This is a genomic window from Pseudomonas sp. B111 (assembly GCF_026428275.1).
Taxonomy (GTDB): Bacteria; Pseudomonadota; Gammaproteobacteria; order Pseudomonadales; family Pseudomonadaceae; genus Pseudomonas; species Pseudomonas aeruginosa.
The window spans coordinates 234,264-248,164 of sequence record NZ_CP097857.1 but is presented as its reverse complement, the minus strand read 5'-3'; the positions used below and the strand labels follow the sequence as shown (position 1 = coordinate 248,164).

At 68.6% G+C, this 13,901-nt stretch carries 18 protein-coding genes and 1 riboswitch; of the genes, 7 read left to right on the top strand and 11 right to left on the bottom strand.

All coding sequences use genetic code 11. The features are described 5' to 3' along the window. Nucleotides 1-74: 74 nt before the first annotated feature. The 10 genes from M6E97_RS01135 to nrdR form a co-directional block, all read right to left on the bottom strand. On the bottom strand, nt 75-719 hold the full coding sequence (locus tag M6E97_RS01135) for a TIGR02281 family clan AA aspartic protease (RefSeq protein WP_003093301.1): 645 nt from the start codon (nt 717-719) through the stop codon (nt 75-77). A 2-nt stretch (nt 720-721) separates the two neighbouring features. Beyond that, nucleotides 722-1,468: a substrate-binding periplasmic protein gene (locus M6E97_RS01130; protein WP_003093303.1), complete on the bottom strand. Its 747-nt coding sequence runs from the start codon at nt 1,466-1,468 to the stop codon at nt 722-724. 8 nt (nt 1,469-1,476) lie between these two features. Further along, nucleotides 1,477-1,992 carry a phosphatidylglycerophosphatase A gene (locus tag M6E97_RS01125; RefSeq protein WP_034005667.1) on the bottom strand — a complete coding sequence of 172 codons (516 nt, stop codon included), beginning with the start codon at nt 1,990-1,992 and terminating at the stop codon, nt 1,477-1,479. Continuing rightward, nucleotides 1,985-2,953: a thiamine-phosphate kinase gene (thiL, locus tag M6E97_RS01120; protein WP_023092438.1), complete on the bottom strand. Its 969-nt coding sequence runs from the start codon at nt 2,951-2,953 to the stop codon at nt 1,985-1,987. The genes M6E97_RS01125 and thiL overlap by 8 nt, the downstream gene beginning before the upstream one ends. 18 nt (nt 2,954-2,971) lie before the next feature. Next, nucleotides 2,972-3,451 carry a transcription antitermination factor NusB gene (nusB, locus tag M6E97_RS01115; RefSeq protein WP_003093308.1) on the bottom strand — a complete coding sequence of 160 codons (480 nt, stop codon included), beginning with the start codon at nt 3,449-3,451 and terminating at the stop codon, nt 2,972-2,974. Then, nucleotides 3,448-3,924: a 6,7-dimethyl-8-ribityllumazine synthase gene (ribE, locus tag M6E97_RS01110; protein ID WP_003093311.1), complete on the bottom strand. Its 477-nt coding sequence runs from the start codon at nt 3,922-3,924 to the stop codon at nt 3,448-3,450. The genes nusB and ribE overlap by 4 nt, the downstream gene beginning before the upstream one ends. A 117-nt stretch (nt 3,925-4,041) precedes the next feature. After that, nucleotides 4,042-5,139: a bifunctional 3,4-dihydroxy-2-butanone-4-phosphate synthase/GTP cyclohydrolase II gene (gene ribBA, locus M6E97_RS01105; RefSeq protein ID WP_003093313.1), complete on the bottom strand. Its 1,098-nt coding sequence runs from the start codon at nt 5,137-5,139 to the stop codon at nt 4,042-4,044. A 26-nt stretch (nt 5,140-5,165) separates the two neighbouring features. Next, the gene (locus tag M6E97_RS01100) at nt 5,166-5,825 is read right to left on the bottom strand and encodes a riboflavin synthase (RefSeq protein WP_003093316.1); all 660 of its coding nucleotides are present in this window, start codon (nt 5,823-5,825) and stop codon (nt 5,166-5,168) included. 183 nt (nt 5,826-6,008) lie between these two features. Continuing rightward, nucleotides 6,009-6,171: riboswitch (FMN riboswitch) on the bottom strand. Between the two features lie 81 nt (nt 6,172-6,252). Next, nucleotides 6,253-7,374 (bottom strand): bifunctional diaminohydroxyphosphoribosylaminopyrimidine deaminase/5-amino-6-(5-phosphoribosylamino)uracil reductase RibD, encoded by a 1,122-nt coding sequence (gene ribD / locus M6E97_RS01095; protein ID WP_009877465.1) that lies wholly within the window; start codon nt 7,372-7,374, stop codon nt 6,253-6,255. After that, on the bottom strand, nt 7,371-7,835 hold the full coding sequence (gene nrdR, locus M6E97_RS01090; RefSeq protein WP_003107181.1) for a transcriptional regulator NrdR: 465 nt from the start codon (nt 7,833-7,835) through the stop codon (nt 7,371-7,373). Before nrdR ends, ribD begins: the two co-directional genes overlap by 4 nt. Before the next feature lie 185 nt (nt 7,836-8,020). On the opposite strand from nrdR, the gene M6E97_RS01085 reads away from it, so the two are divergent. From M6E97_RS01085 to trxA, 3 genes are all read left to right on the top strand, one after another. Then, entirely contained in the window at nt 8,021-8,491 is a 471-nt protein-coding gene (locus M6E97_RS01085) for a YbaY family lipoprotein (protein WP_003132387.1), read from the top strand. Continuing rightward, nucleotides 8,488-9,150 carry a class I SAM-dependent methyltransferase gene (locus tag M6E97_RS01080; protein WP_003119123.1) on the top strand — a complete coding sequence of 221 codons (663 nt, stop codon included), beginning with the start codon at nt 8,488-8,490 and terminating at the stop codon, nt 9,148-9,150. The genes M6E97_RS01085 and M6E97_RS01080 overlap by 4 nt, the downstream gene beginning before the upstream one ends. A 71-nt stretch (nt 9,151-9,221) precedes the next feature. Continuing rightward, complete coding sequence (trxA, locus tag M6E97_RS01075; protein ID WP_023092435.1) at nt 9,222-10,091, top strand: thioredoxin; 870 nt, start codon at nt 9,222-9,224, stop codon at nt 10,089-10,091. Between the two features lie 24 nt (nt 10,092-10,115). Here the strand turns inward: trxA and M6E97_RS01070 are convergent, their stop codons facing one another. Beyond that, the gene (locus tag M6E97_RS01070) at nt 10,116-10,472 is read right to left on the bottom strand and encodes a hypothetical protein (protein ID WP_009877044.1); all 357 of its coding nucleotides are present in this window, start codon (nt 10,470-10,472) and stop codon (nt 10,116-10,118) included. Nucleotides 10,473-10,604: 132 nt separating this feature from the next. Between M6E97_RS01070 and M6E97_RS01065 the strand changes: the two genes are divergently transcribed. From M6E97_RS01065 to M6E97_RS01050, 4 genes are all read left to right on the top strand, one after another. After that, a complete protein-coding gene (locus M6E97_RS01065) occupies nt 10,605-11,195 on the top strand; it encodes a DUF2796 domain-containing protein (protein WP_019484731.1) in 591 nt (196 codons plus the stop codon). Between the two features lie 88 nt (nt 11,196-11,283). After that, nucleotides 11,284-11,988, top strand: coding sequence for an ABC transporter ATP-binding protein (locus tag M6E97_RS01060; RefSeq protein WP_003093325.1), 705 nt, complete (start codon nt 11,284-11,286; stop codon nt 11,986-11,988). A gap of 2 nt (nt 11,989-11,990) precedes the next feature. Further along, nucleotides 11,991-13,256 carry an ABC transporter permease gene (locus M6E97_RS01055; RefSeq protein ID WP_003118230.1) on the top strand — a complete coding sequence of 422 codons (1,266 nt, stop codon included), beginning with the start codon at nt 11,991-11,993 and terminating at the stop codon, nt 13,254-13,256. A gap of 17 nt (nt 13,257-13,273) precedes the next feature. Continuing rightward, nucleotides 13,274-13,792, top strand: a complete 519-nt coding sequence (locus M6E97_RS01050; RefSeq protein WP_003137628.1) for a DUF3299 domain-containing protein — start codon at nt 13,274-13,276, stop codon at nt 13,790-13,792. Nucleotides 13,793-13,901: the final 109 nt, after the last annotated feature.

Here is a 13,901-nt window from a genome sequence, read left to right as displayed (position 1 = left end):
GGTCAGCTCGAAATGCCGCAAATACCTATCGAGATGGACGATGAATAGAACCCCGGGTTATGAGCGAGCGACATTCAATGCTTGGCCTCGATAAGCAGCATTCCCTGTTCCTCGCGCCAACGCACCCGGTTGAGGAAACTCATGCCGAGCAGGGCTTCGGTCGGATAGCCACCCTCGATCACCGCCGCCTCGACACCCAGCAACTCGATACCGCCGATCTTCACCCGGTCCAGGGTCACCCGCCAGCCGCGCGAGGTGCCGCTGGCGGTGGAGGCGACCATCGGCTTGCCGTCCACCCGGTAATCGATACCCAGGCGGCGCGCCTCGTTCTCGTTCATGGCGATGCTGGTGGCGCCGGTATCCACCAGGAACTGCATGTTCTGCCCGTTCACCGAGCCAGCCACCCAATAGTGCCCGCCCGTACCGCGGGCGATGCTGAAGCTTTGCCGCTGCGGCGCCGAATAGCCCGCCTCGTTGTATTCGCGGCTCAGTTCGTAGGTGCGCTCGACGCCGTCGATCCGCAGCACCGCCTTGCGGCTGTCGGCGCTGACCACCTGGACGCCCTGCGGGCCGGTCTGGCCGACCCTGACCAGCTTGCGCTGGCCATCGACGTTGAGTACCGCCGCGCCGGGGAACAGGCCGACCACGAACACCTGGGGCGCGGCCAGCGAGGACAACGCGAGAACGCTGGAAAACAGGGCGACGCACAGCCGCAGCATGATCACTCCTTGGGTGGCAGGATTGCCTTCAACGGCGCATAGGGCCAGTTCCAGCGGGCGAAGATCCGCTCCAGCTCGCCGCTGGCATGCAACTGCCGCATGCGCCGGTCGAACAGCGCCAGCAGCTCACGGCCCCTGGGGGAATCGGAGAAGCCAAGATACAGCGGCAACCGAGTGACGTCGGTGATGCGGTACTCAGCCGCCAGCGCTCCGGCCCCTGCGAGCATTTCCTCCAGTTCCGGACGCGAATCGATGAAATAGTCGACCCGGTGGTTGAGCAGCATCGGCAGCGCCGAGGTGCGGCGCTGCAACTCGCTGTGCGGGGTCAGGGTAGGGAAATAGCGGGCGAAGGCGTAGCCACGCATCCATGACAGGCGGAACCGGCTCAGGCCCTCCAGCGGCGGCGGCGGATTGTCCTTCAGGGAAAGCACGGCGATCGGATCGACGTCATAGGGCCAGCGAGGGTAAAGCGCTTCGTCGATTTCCCCGCGGTAGGCGCCGACCCAGGCGTCGGCCTCGCCGCGCAGGACCAGGCCGACCGCCCGGGTATAGGGCTCGTTGGCGATCCGCAGGCGTACCCCGGCCGGCTCGTAGACGGCCCGCAGCAGGTCCCAGGCCACCCCGCGACCGTCCTCCTGGGTGTAGCGCGTCCAGGTTTCGCTGACCACGCGGATCTCGCCCACGGAGGGTTCGGCGGAAGCGACGCCGGGCAGCAGCCACAGGCAGCAGAACAGGACGAGCAGACGCATGGGAGGCCTCAGACCAGCCAGTGTACCCATCCCCAGACTAGACCCTGCATGACCAGCCAGGCGAATACCCCGGCCAGGACGTCGTCGAGCATGATCCCGACGCCGCCGTGCACGTTGCGGTCCACCCAACTGATCGGCCAGGGTTTGAGAATATCCACGATGCGGAACACGACGAAGCCGATCAGCAGCCACCACCAGCCCTCCGGCACCAGCCAGAGGGTTATCCACATGCCGACCATCTCGTCCCAGACGATGCCTTCGTGGTCGTGCACGCGCAGGTCGTCGGCGACCTTGCCGCACAGCCAGAAGCCGAACAGCATGGTCACTCCCAGCATCAGCCAGTAGCCCCAGTCCGGCAGCATCTGCCACAGCGGGATGAACGGGATGGCCACCAGCGACCCCCAGGTGCCCGGCGCCTTGGGCAGGGTGCCGGAGCCGAAGCCGAAGGCGAGGAAATGCCAGGGATTGCGCCAGACCGACGGCGGCACCGGCTGCGCCGGCGTCTGATCAGGATGCTCAGTCACGTTGGGTTCCGAAATGTTGGTAGCCGGCCACGGCCGGTATGAGTTCCTTTCCGTCGGCGTCGAGCAGGTGCACCCCCTGCCCCGCCTCGACCCGGCCGATGACGGCCATGGCCGGCCACGCGGCGCGAATCTCGCCAAGGTACGCAGACGGCAGGGTGAAGGCCAGCACGTAGTCGTCGCCGGCGGCCAGTTGCTGGCGCAAGGCTTCCTCGCCGGCGAGCAGGCCGCTCAACGCGGCGCTTGCCTGCAAGCGCTGGCATTCGACCAGCAGGGCGACGCCGGAAGCGCGGGCGATATGCCCGCAGTCGGCGAGCAGCCCGTCGGAGATGTCCAGGGCGGCGCTGGCCTTGCCGCGCAGGGCGAGGCCCAGACCGAATTGCGGGGCCGGCGTCCAGTAGCGCGCCAGCAGCGGTTCGGCCACCTCGGCGGGCGCCGATCTTCGCTCCAGCACCAGTTCCAGCGCCGCTCCAGCCTCGCCGAGCGGGCCCCCGACGCAGAGCAGGTCGCCCGGGCGCGCACCGGCGCGGGTCAGCGCCTGGCCGGCCGGCACCCTGCCGAATACGGTCAGGGTCATGCTCAGCGGGCCGCGCGTGGTGTCGCCGCCGACCAGGGCCAGGCCGCACTGCCGGGCCATGGCGTCGAGGCCGCGGGCGAAGCCCTGCAACCACTCGGCGTCGGCCTGCGGCAAGGTCAGGGCCAGGGTGAAGGCCAGGGGCGCGGCGCCCATCGCCGCCAGGTCGCTGGCGGAGACCGCCAGGGCGCGCTGGGCAAGAAGGAAAGGGTCGCAACCGGCGGGAAAATGCACACCTTCCACCAGGGTGTCGGTGGAGACCGCCAGCTGTTCGCCGGCAGGCGGCGCCAGCAGGGCACAGTCGTCGCCGATGCCGAGGGCCACCTCCGTCGCCGGCGCCGCGCAGGCGGCCGCGGCGAAGAAGCGGCGGATCAGCTCGAACTCACCCATGACGCCGCCGGCGCGGGATCAGCGCTTGCCGCCGCGCAGCTCGGCGGCGCGCAGGCGCGGCGCCAGCTTGTCGAGCACGCCGTTGACGAACTTGTGGCCGTCGGTGGCGCCGAAGGTCTTGGCCAGCTCGATGCCCTCGTTGATCACTACCTTGTAGGGCACGTCGATGCGGTTGCGCAGCTCGTAGGTGGACAGCCGCAGGATGGCCAGCTCGACCGGGTCGATCTCGGCCAGCGGGCGGTCCAGGCAGGGCTCGAAGGTGGAGTCCAGCTCGCTCTTCTGTCGCGGCACGCCGTGCAGGATCTCGTGGAAGTAGGCGCCGTCGACCTCGGAGAAGTCGTTGTCGGTGCGGAACTGCGCCTCGATCTCGTGCAGGGGCTGGCCGGCGATCTGCCAGGAGTACAGGGCCTGGACGGCCAGGCTGCGGGCCTTGCGGCGAGCGGCGGTCTTGCCTTTCGGCGGCTTGGCTGCCGGGTTGCCGCTGTCTTGATTGCTCACTTGGCCTCCAACTGCGCCAGCAGGCTGACCATTTCCAGGGCCGACAGCGCGGCTTCGGCGCCCTTGTTGCCGGCCTTGGTGCCGGAGCGCTCGATGGCCTGCTCGATGGAGTCGACGGTGAGGACGCCGAAGGCGACCGGGATGCCGAACTGCAGGGACACCTGGGCCAGGCCCTTGGTGCACTCGCCGGCCACGTATTCGAAGTGCGGGGTGCCGCCACGGATCACCGCGCCGAGGGCGATGATGGCGTCGAAGCCGCCTTGCTGGGCGACCTTCTGGGTCACCAGCGGGATCTCGAAGGCACCCGGGGCGCGGATGATGGTGATCTCGCTTTCAGCCACGCCGTGGCGGACCAGGGCGTCGACGGCGCCGCTGACCAGGCTTTCCACGACGAAGCTGTTGAAGCGGCCGACCACCAGGGCGTAGCGGCCTTTGGGAGCAATGAAGGTACCTTCGATGGTCTTCAGGGTCATGAGCAGGTCTCATCTGTTAAAGAGCCGGGGCGCCGTTGCGCCCCGAGCGAAAAGGGTCGAAAGGTCGGTCCAGCATAGCGCCCGCCGCGATCTTGCACGCGGCGGGCGGGACAGGCCTTATTCGGCGGGCAGGTATTCTACAACTTCCAGGTCGAAACCGGATATCGCATTGAAGCGCATCGGCGCACTCAGCAGGCGCATCTTGCGCACGCCGAGGTCACGCAGGATCTGCGAGCCGGCACCGACGGTGCTGTAGGTGGTGGTGGCCTTGGGCGCCGGGGCCGGCGCCGAAGCGATCTCGCGGACATGGGCGAGCAGGTCGTCGCCGCCGATCTGGTGGCCGAGCAGCAGCACCACGCCGCTGCCCGCCTCGGCGACCTTGGTCATCGCCGCGCGCAGGCTCCAGCGGCCCGGCTGGTTGACCTGCAGCAGGTCGCGCAGCGGGTCCATGTTGTGCACGCGGACCAGGGTCGGCTCTTCCGCGCAGACCTTGCCGAGGGTCAGCGCCAGGTGCACGTCGCCCTCCACCGAGTCGCGGTAGGTGATCAGGTTGAAGTGGCCCAGTTCGCTGTCCAGCGGCTGCTCGGCGATGCGCTCGACGGTGCGCTCGTGGATCAGCCGGTAGTGGATCAGGTCGGCGATGGTGCCGATCTTGATCCCGTGCTCGGCGGCGAACGCCTCCAGTTCGGGCCGGCGAGCCATGCTGCCGTCGTCGTTCATCACCTCGCAGATCACCCCGGACGGTTCGAACCCGGCCATCCGCGCCAGGTCGCAGGCCGCCTCGGTGTGCCCGGCGCGAGCCAGGGTACCGCCTGGCTGGGCCATCAGCGGGAAGATGTGGCCGGGGCTGACGATGTCGGCGGCCACGGCGTTCTTCGCCGCCGCAGCCTGCACGGTGCGGGCGCGGTCCGCGGCGGAGATGCCGGTGGTGACGCCCTCGGCGGCCTCGATGGAGACAGTGAACTTGGTGCCGAAGCCGGAGCCGTTGCGCTGCACCATCAGCGGCAGGCCGAGGCGCTCGCAACGCTCGCGGGTCATCGGCATGCAGACCAGGCCGCGGGCATGCTTGACCATGAAGTTGATGTCTTCGGTGCGGACGCATTCGGCGGCCATGATCAGGTCGCCTTCGTTCTCGCGGTCCTCGTCATCCATCAGGATGACCATCTTGCCTTGGCGGATGTCTTCGATCAGTTCGTCGATCGTGTTGAGTGCCATGGGCACCCCCTTATGCAATTCGTGGGTTACTTGAGAAAACCGTTCTCGGCGAGAAACGCTTCGCTGATGCCGGAGGCGCTGGGCTCGGCGGCCTTGTCGCCAAGCAGCAGGCGCTCCAGGTAACGGGCCAGCAGGTCGACCTCGAGGTTGACCCGGCGTCCGGGCTGGTACTCGGCCATGATGGTTTCGCTGAGCGTATGCGGGACGATGGTCAGCTCGAACTCCGCGCCGTTCACCGCGTTCACCGTGAGGCTGGTGCCGTCGACGGTGATCGAGCCCTTGTGCGCGATGTACCTGGCCAGTTCGCGCGGGGCACGCACGGTGAACTGGATGGCGCGGGCGTTCTCCTCGCGCTTGAGCACCTCGCCGACGCCGTCGACGTGGCCGCTCACCAGGTGTCCGCCGAGGCGGGTGGTCGGCGTCAGGGCCTTTTCCAGGTTCACCCGGCTGCCCACCTTCAGGTGCTGGAAGGCGGTGCGCGCCAGGCTCTCGCGGCTGACGTCGGCCCAGAAGCCATCGCCGGGCAGTTCCACCGCGGTCAGGCAGACGCCGTTGACCGCGATGCTGTCGCCGAGCTTGACGTCGCCCAGGTCGAGCTTGCCGGTGGCGATGTAGACCCGCAGGTCGCCGCCCTTGGGCGTCATCGCGCGGACGCTGCCGATCGATTCGATTATGCCGGTGAACATGCGACCTCCCGTTTTTCCGCCGCACAGGCGCGCAGCATGGCCGGCGCGACGCCGAGCGGCCTGCGTGCCATAGCGCGGGTATTCCAAGATGAAGACATATGACGAACTCCTGTTTCGTGAAAAACAGGGCTTTTTGGATCGAAGGGGATCTTGCGGGCGCACAGGGTACGCCCAGGCAGGCAATCCCGTTCTCTCTTTATCCGGACTATGACCGTCGGCCCCGGAATCGCACCGGGTCTGCTGACCTTGTCGTCCGGCGGTGGCCGGTCCGGCAAGCGCTCGCGGGCTAGGCGCCTTGCGCGCCATTACCGCCGGTGGGGACTTTCACCCCGCCCTGAGAACGTTACGGCCACCAAGATGGCCGTGTGGCGTTTTACCACAGTTGCGCCGCTTGTGCATCGTCCGCCGCGTCGCCGCGCAGCGAAGTTCAGGCGTCCCGCGGATGGGGCCGCGCGGTGACCAGCCAGTCGTCGCCCACCGCGCGGATGTCGTCGATCCGCAACTGCGCCGCATCGGCCATCCGCGCCAGCGGCCAATCGAGCAAAGGACGGGCGCTGGAGCCGAGGAACTTCGGCGCGACGAACAGCCGGTACTCATCTACCAGCCCCAGCCGGGCGAAGGCGCCGGCCAGGCGGGGGCCGGCCTCCACCAGCACTTCGTTGGCGCCGCGCGCCGCCAGTTCCACGAGCAGCTTGTGCAGGTCGACATGCCCCTCGGCGGAGGGCAGCGCCAGCAGTTCGTGACCGGCGTCCTGGAAGCGTTCGCGCGCCGAGGCGGCGGCGCAGGTCGCCACCAGTGCCGGACCGGCCTGGTAGAACGCCGATTCCAGCGGCACCCGCAGGCGCCCGTCGACCAGCACCCGCAACGGCTGGCGAGCCGCGGCGAGCGCGGTAAGCTCGGCGTTCAGGCCCAGTTCGTCGGGGCGAACGTTGAGCCGCGCATCGTCCGCCAGCAGCGTATCGGCGCCGGACAGCACCACGCTGGAGCGAGCGCGCAAGCGCTGCACCGCCGAACGCGCGGCGGGGCCGGTGATCCACTGGCTTTCCCCGCTGGCCATGGCGGTGCGCCCGTCCAGGCTCATCGCCAGCTTGACCCGGACGAACGGCAGGCCATGCTCCATGCGCTTGATGAAACCGATGTTGAGTTCCCGCGCCTCGGCCTCGAGGACCCCGCTCTGCACCGCGATACCGGCCTGCATCAGACGCAGCAGGCCGCGACCGGCGACCTCGGGGTTGGGATCCTGCATCGCCGCGACCACCCGCGCCACCCCGGCACCCACCAGCGCGTCGGCGCACGGCGGGGTGCGGCCGAAATGACTGCAGGGCTCGAGGGTCACGTAGGCGGTGGCGCCGCGTGCATTCTCGCCGGCCTGGCGCAGGGCATGGACCTCGGCGTGCGGCTCGCCGGCGCGGACGTGCCAGCCCTCGCCGACCACCTGGCCGTCCTTGACCAGCACGCAGCCGACGCGCGGATTCGGATGGGTGGAGTACAGCCCCTGGCGCGCCAGTTCCAGGGCGCGGGCCATGTACAGCGGGTCGGCGGCGTTCATTCCTTGGCCGGCTCGCGGGCGAGGCGTTCGATCTCCTCGCGGAATTCGTTGAGGTCCTGGAAGCGCCGGTAGACCGAGGCGAAGCGGATGTAGGCGACTTCGTCGAGCTTCTGCAGCTCGGCCATCACCAGTTCGCCCAGCACCCGCGACTTGATCTCGCGCTCGCCGGTGGCGCGCAACTGATGCTTGATGTGGCCGATGGCCGCTTCCAGGCGCTCGACGCTGACCGGACGCTTCTCCAGGGCACGCTGCATGCCGGCGCGCAGCTTGTCCTCGTCGAACGGCTGGCGGCTGCCGTCCTGCTTGATCAGGCGCGGCATGACCAGCTCGGCGGTCTCGAAGGTGGTGAAGCGTTCGCCGCAGGCCAGGCACTCGCGGCGCCGGCGCACCTGATCGCCCTCGGCGACCAGTCGCGAGTCAATCACTTTGGTGTCATGGGCACCGCAGAAGGGACAATGCATGGTGCTGATACAGGCGTAGCTGAAGGAAGCCGCATGGTAGCGCATCCGCGCCCGACCGAGCACCCGCAGAATCGACCGGCGCCGGCACGATGGGAGAGGCGGGAAGAATCGGACATTGCGGCCTACGCGAAGCGCGACAAGAATCACACTTTGCGCTATACAAGCGCCGCCCGGATTCCACCGCTATGGAGCAGCCCATGACCCTGCGCTCGATCGCCCTGCTGGCCGTCCTTCTCCTCGCCGCTTGTTCCAGCGACAAGCCGAAGCCTGCGCCAACGCCGCAAGCTTCGCGCAGCGTGACCATGGTCGAGCCGGTGCTGCCGGCCCACCTGCGCGAGCTGAGCGGAACGCTGAGCAGCATCCAGGGCAGCCTGCCACGCGGCAGCGAGGTGCAGATGGCACTGCTGGTGATCGACGAGCGCGACCGTCCACAGCGGCTGCTGGCCAGCGAGACGGTGCTGGCCACCGGCGAACTCATGCCCTTCCGCCTGCCGTTCAACCCCGAATCCTTCCCGCCGGCCGGTGGCGCTCTGCGCGTCGAACTGCACGCGCGGGTGATCCAGTCCGGCCAGTTGGCCTGGCGCCTGCATCCGTTGCGGATCGCCCAGCCGACCACCCAGTCCCTCGGCGAACTGCGCCTGGTACGCGCGCCGTGACGGCACCGCAAGCCCTGACCCAGGCGCTGGGCGAGCTGCTCGGCGACGCCCGGCTCAGCGCCACCGCGCTGCCCGGCACCGACCTGCGCCTGTGGCTGATCGACGCGCAGAACATGGACCGCCAGTTCAGCCCGGAGGAAACCCGCCGCATCCTCGAAGAGCCGCCGTACTGGTGCTTCTGCTGGGCCAGCGGGCTGGTCCTGGCGCGCTGGCTGGCGGAGCGCCCGCAGTGGGTCCGCGACAAGCGCGTGCTGGACTTCGGTAGCGGCTCCGGGGTGGCGGCGATCGCCGCGGCCCGAGCCGGCGCCGCCGAGGTGGTGGCTTGCGACCTGGATCCCCTGGCGCTGGCAGCGAGCCGGGCGAACGCCGAACTGAACGGAGTGGAGCTGAGCTATTCGGCGGACTTCTTCGCCGAGGACGATCGCTTCGACCTGATCCTGGTGGCCGACGTGCTCTACGACCGCGCCAACCTGCCGCTGCTCGACCAGTTCCTCAGCCGCGGCCGCCAGGCGCTGGTCGCCGACTCGCGGGTCCGTGACTTCCGTCATCCGCTGTACCGGCGCCTGGACGTGCTCGACGCCTGTACCTGGCCGGACCTCGCCGAGCCCGCCGAATTCCGCCTGGTCAGCCTGTATCACGCCGAACGCGGGCAAGCCTGAGGCACGGGCTTGTTTGCGCGCGGCGCGCCCCCACTTATAGTGGTCACCACCTTGCGTTTCCGAGAATCGACATGAGCGATACGCCCTACATCTTCGACGTCACCGGCGCCAACTTCGAGCAGTTGGTCATCGAGAACTCGTTCCACAAGCCGGTCCTGGTGGACTTCTGGGCCGACTGGTGCGCCCCGTGCAAGGCGCTGATGCCGCTGCTGGCGCAGATCGCCGAGTCCTACCAGGGCGAATTGCTGCTGGCCAAGGTCAACTGCGACGTCGAGCAGGACATCGTGATGCGCTTCGGCATCCGCAGCCTGCCGACCGTGGTCCTGTTCAAGGATGGCCAGCCGGTCGACGGTTTCGCCGGCGCCCAGCCCGAATCGCAGATCCGCGCCCTGCTGGAACCCCATGTGAAAGCACCGGCGCTGCCCGACGAAGACCCGCTGGAAGTGGCCCAGGCGCTGTTCGCCGAAGGCCGCATCGGCGACGCCGAAGCGACCCTGAAAGCCCTGCTGGCGGAGAACAACGACAACCCCGCGGCGCTGATCCTCTACGCCCGCTGCCTGGCCGAGCGCGGCGAACTGGAAGAGGCGCAGGCCATCCTCGACGCGGTGAAGAGCGACGAGCACAAGCAGGCCCTGGCCGGCGCCCGCGCGCAACTGACCTTCCTGCGCCAGGCTGCCGACCTGCCCGACAGTGCAGAACTGAAGAGCCGTCTGGCCGCCGATGCCGGCGACGACGAGGCGGCCTACCAGTTGGCCGTCCAGCAGCTCGCCCGGCAGCAGTACGAGGCGGCTCTGGACGGACTGCTCAAGCTGTTCCTGCGCAACCGAGACTACCAGGACGACCTGCCGCGCAAGACCCTGGTGCAGGTCTTCGACCTGCTTGGCAACGACCACCCGCTGGTCACCGCCTACCGCCGCAAGCTGTACCAGGCGCTCTACTGAGTCGCCGAGCCCCGTCCGCGGGGCTCAGTCCTCCAGCCAGACGAACACCTGGGTGCCGTCGACCACCTCGACCTTGACCCGGGCGTCGTGCCGCAGGCGCACCAGCAGTTGCTTGGCGGCGCCGGCATTGCCGCTGAACCCCTCCAACTCCGCCAGCAACTGTGGCCCCTCGATCCGCCCGCTGCCGCGCAGCAGGTCCTGGGCGGTCTGCCACAGGCGATCCACCGGCGCTGCCGGCGCCGGCGCCCTGGCCGCCGCGGCCTGCGGCTCGCCCAGCGGCGGCGGGGGCACGTGTTGCGCCAGCTGGCGCCAATCCTCGGCGTCCAGTTCCAGGGTCAGGTCCACCGGCCAGTCGCCGATGCTTCCGCGAATCCGCACCATCTCGTTTCTCCACAAGCGAATCGCGCCATGCTCCCACGTCGGCGCGTAGGGGCCAAATCGGCCAGGCTAGGCAGGCGGAAAAATTCGTTATAACGTAACAAACTCTTTTCCTTCCTTGCCGGAGTCCCGTTCATGCGCCCACTGCTGTTAGCCCTCGTCTTGCTGCCGTTCGCCGCCCAGGCCCATGACGACCACGACCATGACCACGCCCACGGCAGCCTGGGCAAGCACGAGCACGGCGTCGCCCAGTTGAACGTGGCGCTGGACGGCAAGACCCTCGAACTGGAGCTGGACAGCCCGGCGATGAACCTGGTCGGTTTCGAACACGCCGCCAGCACCGACGCGGACAAGGCCGCCGTGGCCAAGGCCCGCGCGCAACTGGAAAAACCGCTGGAGCTGTTCGCCCTGCCGGTCACCGCCGGCTGCTCGGTGGCCAACCAGGAACTGCGGAGTCCGCTGTTCGGCGACAAGGCGCCGGCCCACGCGCACAAGGAGAAGGCAGGCCACGAACATGAACACGAACACGAACACGAACACGGTCATGCCGATATCCACGCCCATTACCAGCTCAGTTGCGAGAAGCCCGAGCTGCTCAAGCTGCTGACCCTCGCCGAGTTCTTCAAGCGCTTCCCCGCCACCCAGAAAATTCAGGTACAACTGATCGGTCCCGACGGCCAGAAAGGCGCCGACCTGGCCCCGGCCAGCGCCGAGCTGAAGCTGTAGGATCGTTCCGGAAGCGCCGCGAGGGATTCGGCGCGGCGCCCCTCCATCCATTCTCGAGGCTCCGGCGGAGCGTTCCGCCCCTACCCCCATGAGCGCACTGATCACCCTGACCAACCTCGGCTTCGCCTGGCCCGGCCAGGCGGAGTTGCTGGACATTCCCAGCTTCCATCTCGAACGCGGCGAGAGCCTGTTCCTCAAGGGGCCTTCCGGCAGCGGCAAGACCACCCTGCTCGGCCTCCTCGGCGGCGTGCAGAAGCCCGGCCGCGGCAGCATCCGCCTGCTCGGCGAGGACCTGGAAAAGCTGTCCGCCGCGCGCCGCGACCATTTCCGCGTCGACCACACCGGCTACATCTTCCAGCAGTTCAACCTGCTGCCATTCCTCTCGGTACGCGAGAACGTCGAGCTGCCCTGTCACTTTTCCGCGTTGCGCCGTCAGCGCGCCCGCGAACGCCACGGTAGCCCGGCGCAGGCCGCCAGCCATCTGCTCGGCCAGCTCGGCCTCGGCGGCGAACTGCACGAACGCCGCGCCGACAGCCTGTCCATCGGCCAGCAGCAGCGGGTCGCCGCCGCCCGCGCGCTGATCGGCCAGCCGGAGCTGGTGATCGCCGACGAGCCGACCTCGGCGCTCGACGCCGACAGCCGCGAGGCGTTTCTCCAGTTGCTCTTCGCCGAATGCCGCGAGGCCGGCGCCAGCCTGCTGTTCGTCAGCCACGACCAGAGCCTGGCCGGGCTGTTCGACCGCAGCCTGTCCCTTTCCGATCTCAACCGCGCCGCCCGGCCGGCAGGACTCTGAGCATGTATCTCTTCCGACTGGCACTGGCCAGCCTGGCCAACCGCCGCTTCACCGCCCTGCTGACGATCTTCGCCATCGCCCTCTCCGCCTGCCTGCTGCTGGCGGTGGAGCGGGTCCGCACCGAGGCCAAGGCCAGCTTCGCCAGTACCATCTCCGGAACCGACCTGATCGTCGGCGCGCGCTCCGGCTCGGTGAACCTGCTGCTCTACTCGGTATTCCGCATCGGCAACGCGACCAACAACATCCGCTGGGACAGCTACCGGCACTTCGCCGAAAACCCGCGGGTGAAGTGGGCGATCCCGATCTCCCTCGGCGACTCGCACCGCGGCTACCGGGTAATGGGTACCGATGCCGGCTATTTCGAGCACTACCGCTACGGCCGCGGCCAGGAACTGCAACTGGCCGAGGGCCGCGCCTTCGGCCAGGACCTGTTCGACGTGGTGCTCGGCGCCGAGGTGGCCGAAGCCCTGCACTACAGGCTCGGCGAGAAGATCGTGCTGGCCCATGGGGTGAGCACGGTGAGCCTGGTCAAGCACGACGACAAGCCGTTCACCGTGGTCGGCATCCTCCAGCGCACCGGTACCCCGGTGGACCGCACCCTGCACATATCCCTCGCCGGCATGGAGGCGCTGCACGTCGACTGGCGCAACGGGGTGCCGGCGATGGGTGCCGGGCGCGTCAGCGCCGAACAGGCGCGGCACATGGACCTGCAACCACAGGCGATCACCGCGTTCCTGGTCGGCCTGAAGAGCAAGGTGGCGACCTTCGCCCTGCAACGCGAGGTCAACGACTATCCCGGCGAACCGCTGATGGCGATCCTCCCCGGTGTCGCCCTGCAGGAACTGTGGGGCCTGATGGGCACCGCCGAGAAGGCACTGTTCGTGGTCTCGCTGTTCGTCGTTCTCACCGGCCTGATCGGCATGCTCACGGCGATCCTCACCAGCCTCAACGAGCGCCGCCGGGAGATGGCCATCCTGCGCTCGGTGGGCGCGCGCCCCTGGCACATCTTCGGCCTGCTGCTGGCCGAGGCCTTCAGCCTGGCGCTGGCCGGCGTCGCCCTCGGCCTCGGCCTGCTCTACCTCGGCATCGCCGCCAGCCAGGGCTACGTCCAGGCCAACTACGGCATCTACCTGCCGCTGGCCTGGCCGAGCGACTATGAGTGGAGCCTGCTCGGGGCTATCCTGGCGGCCGCCGTGCTGATCGGCTGCGTGCCGGCCTGGCGCGCCTACCGCCAGTCCCTGGCCGATGGCCTGTCGATCCGCCTATGACCCGGAGATATTCCCCGATGCTGCGCTCCCTGACCGTCCTCCTGCTGGCTTTCGCCCTGCTCCTGGGCAGTGCCGTGGCGCGCGCCGCGCCGCGCGAACTGACCTGGTCGCAACTGATCCCGGCCGGCGCCCCGCCCGCCCCGGCGCCGCTGCCGATCCACGACCTCGCCAACGCCCTCAGCGAAGCCGGCCCGGCGGCCAGCCAGCAGAGCCCCAACGCCCCGGTGGTGAAGGCACTGGACGGCATCGAGGCCAAGCTGCCGGGCTACATCGTGCCGCTGGAAATCAGCGAGGCCGGGCTGGTCACCGAGTTCCTCCTGGTGCCCTACTACGGCGCCTGCATCCACGTACCGCCGCCGCCGTCGAACCAGATCGTCTACGTGAAGACCGCCAAGGGCGTGCAGATGGACGAGTTGTACCAGCCGTTCTGGGTCGAGGGCACCTTCAAGGTGGAGAACGCCAGCAGCGAGCTGGCGGCGGCCGGCTACCGCATGCAGGCGAGCAAGGTGACGCCCTACGAATACGAAGGTAGCTGAACGACATGCGACAATCCGCCGCGCCGTTTACGTTGCGGCGGTCACATTTGCTCCTAGGATTGATTGAGCTGTGTCAAGGAAGGCAACTGTTAGCTGGCTGACCATTAGC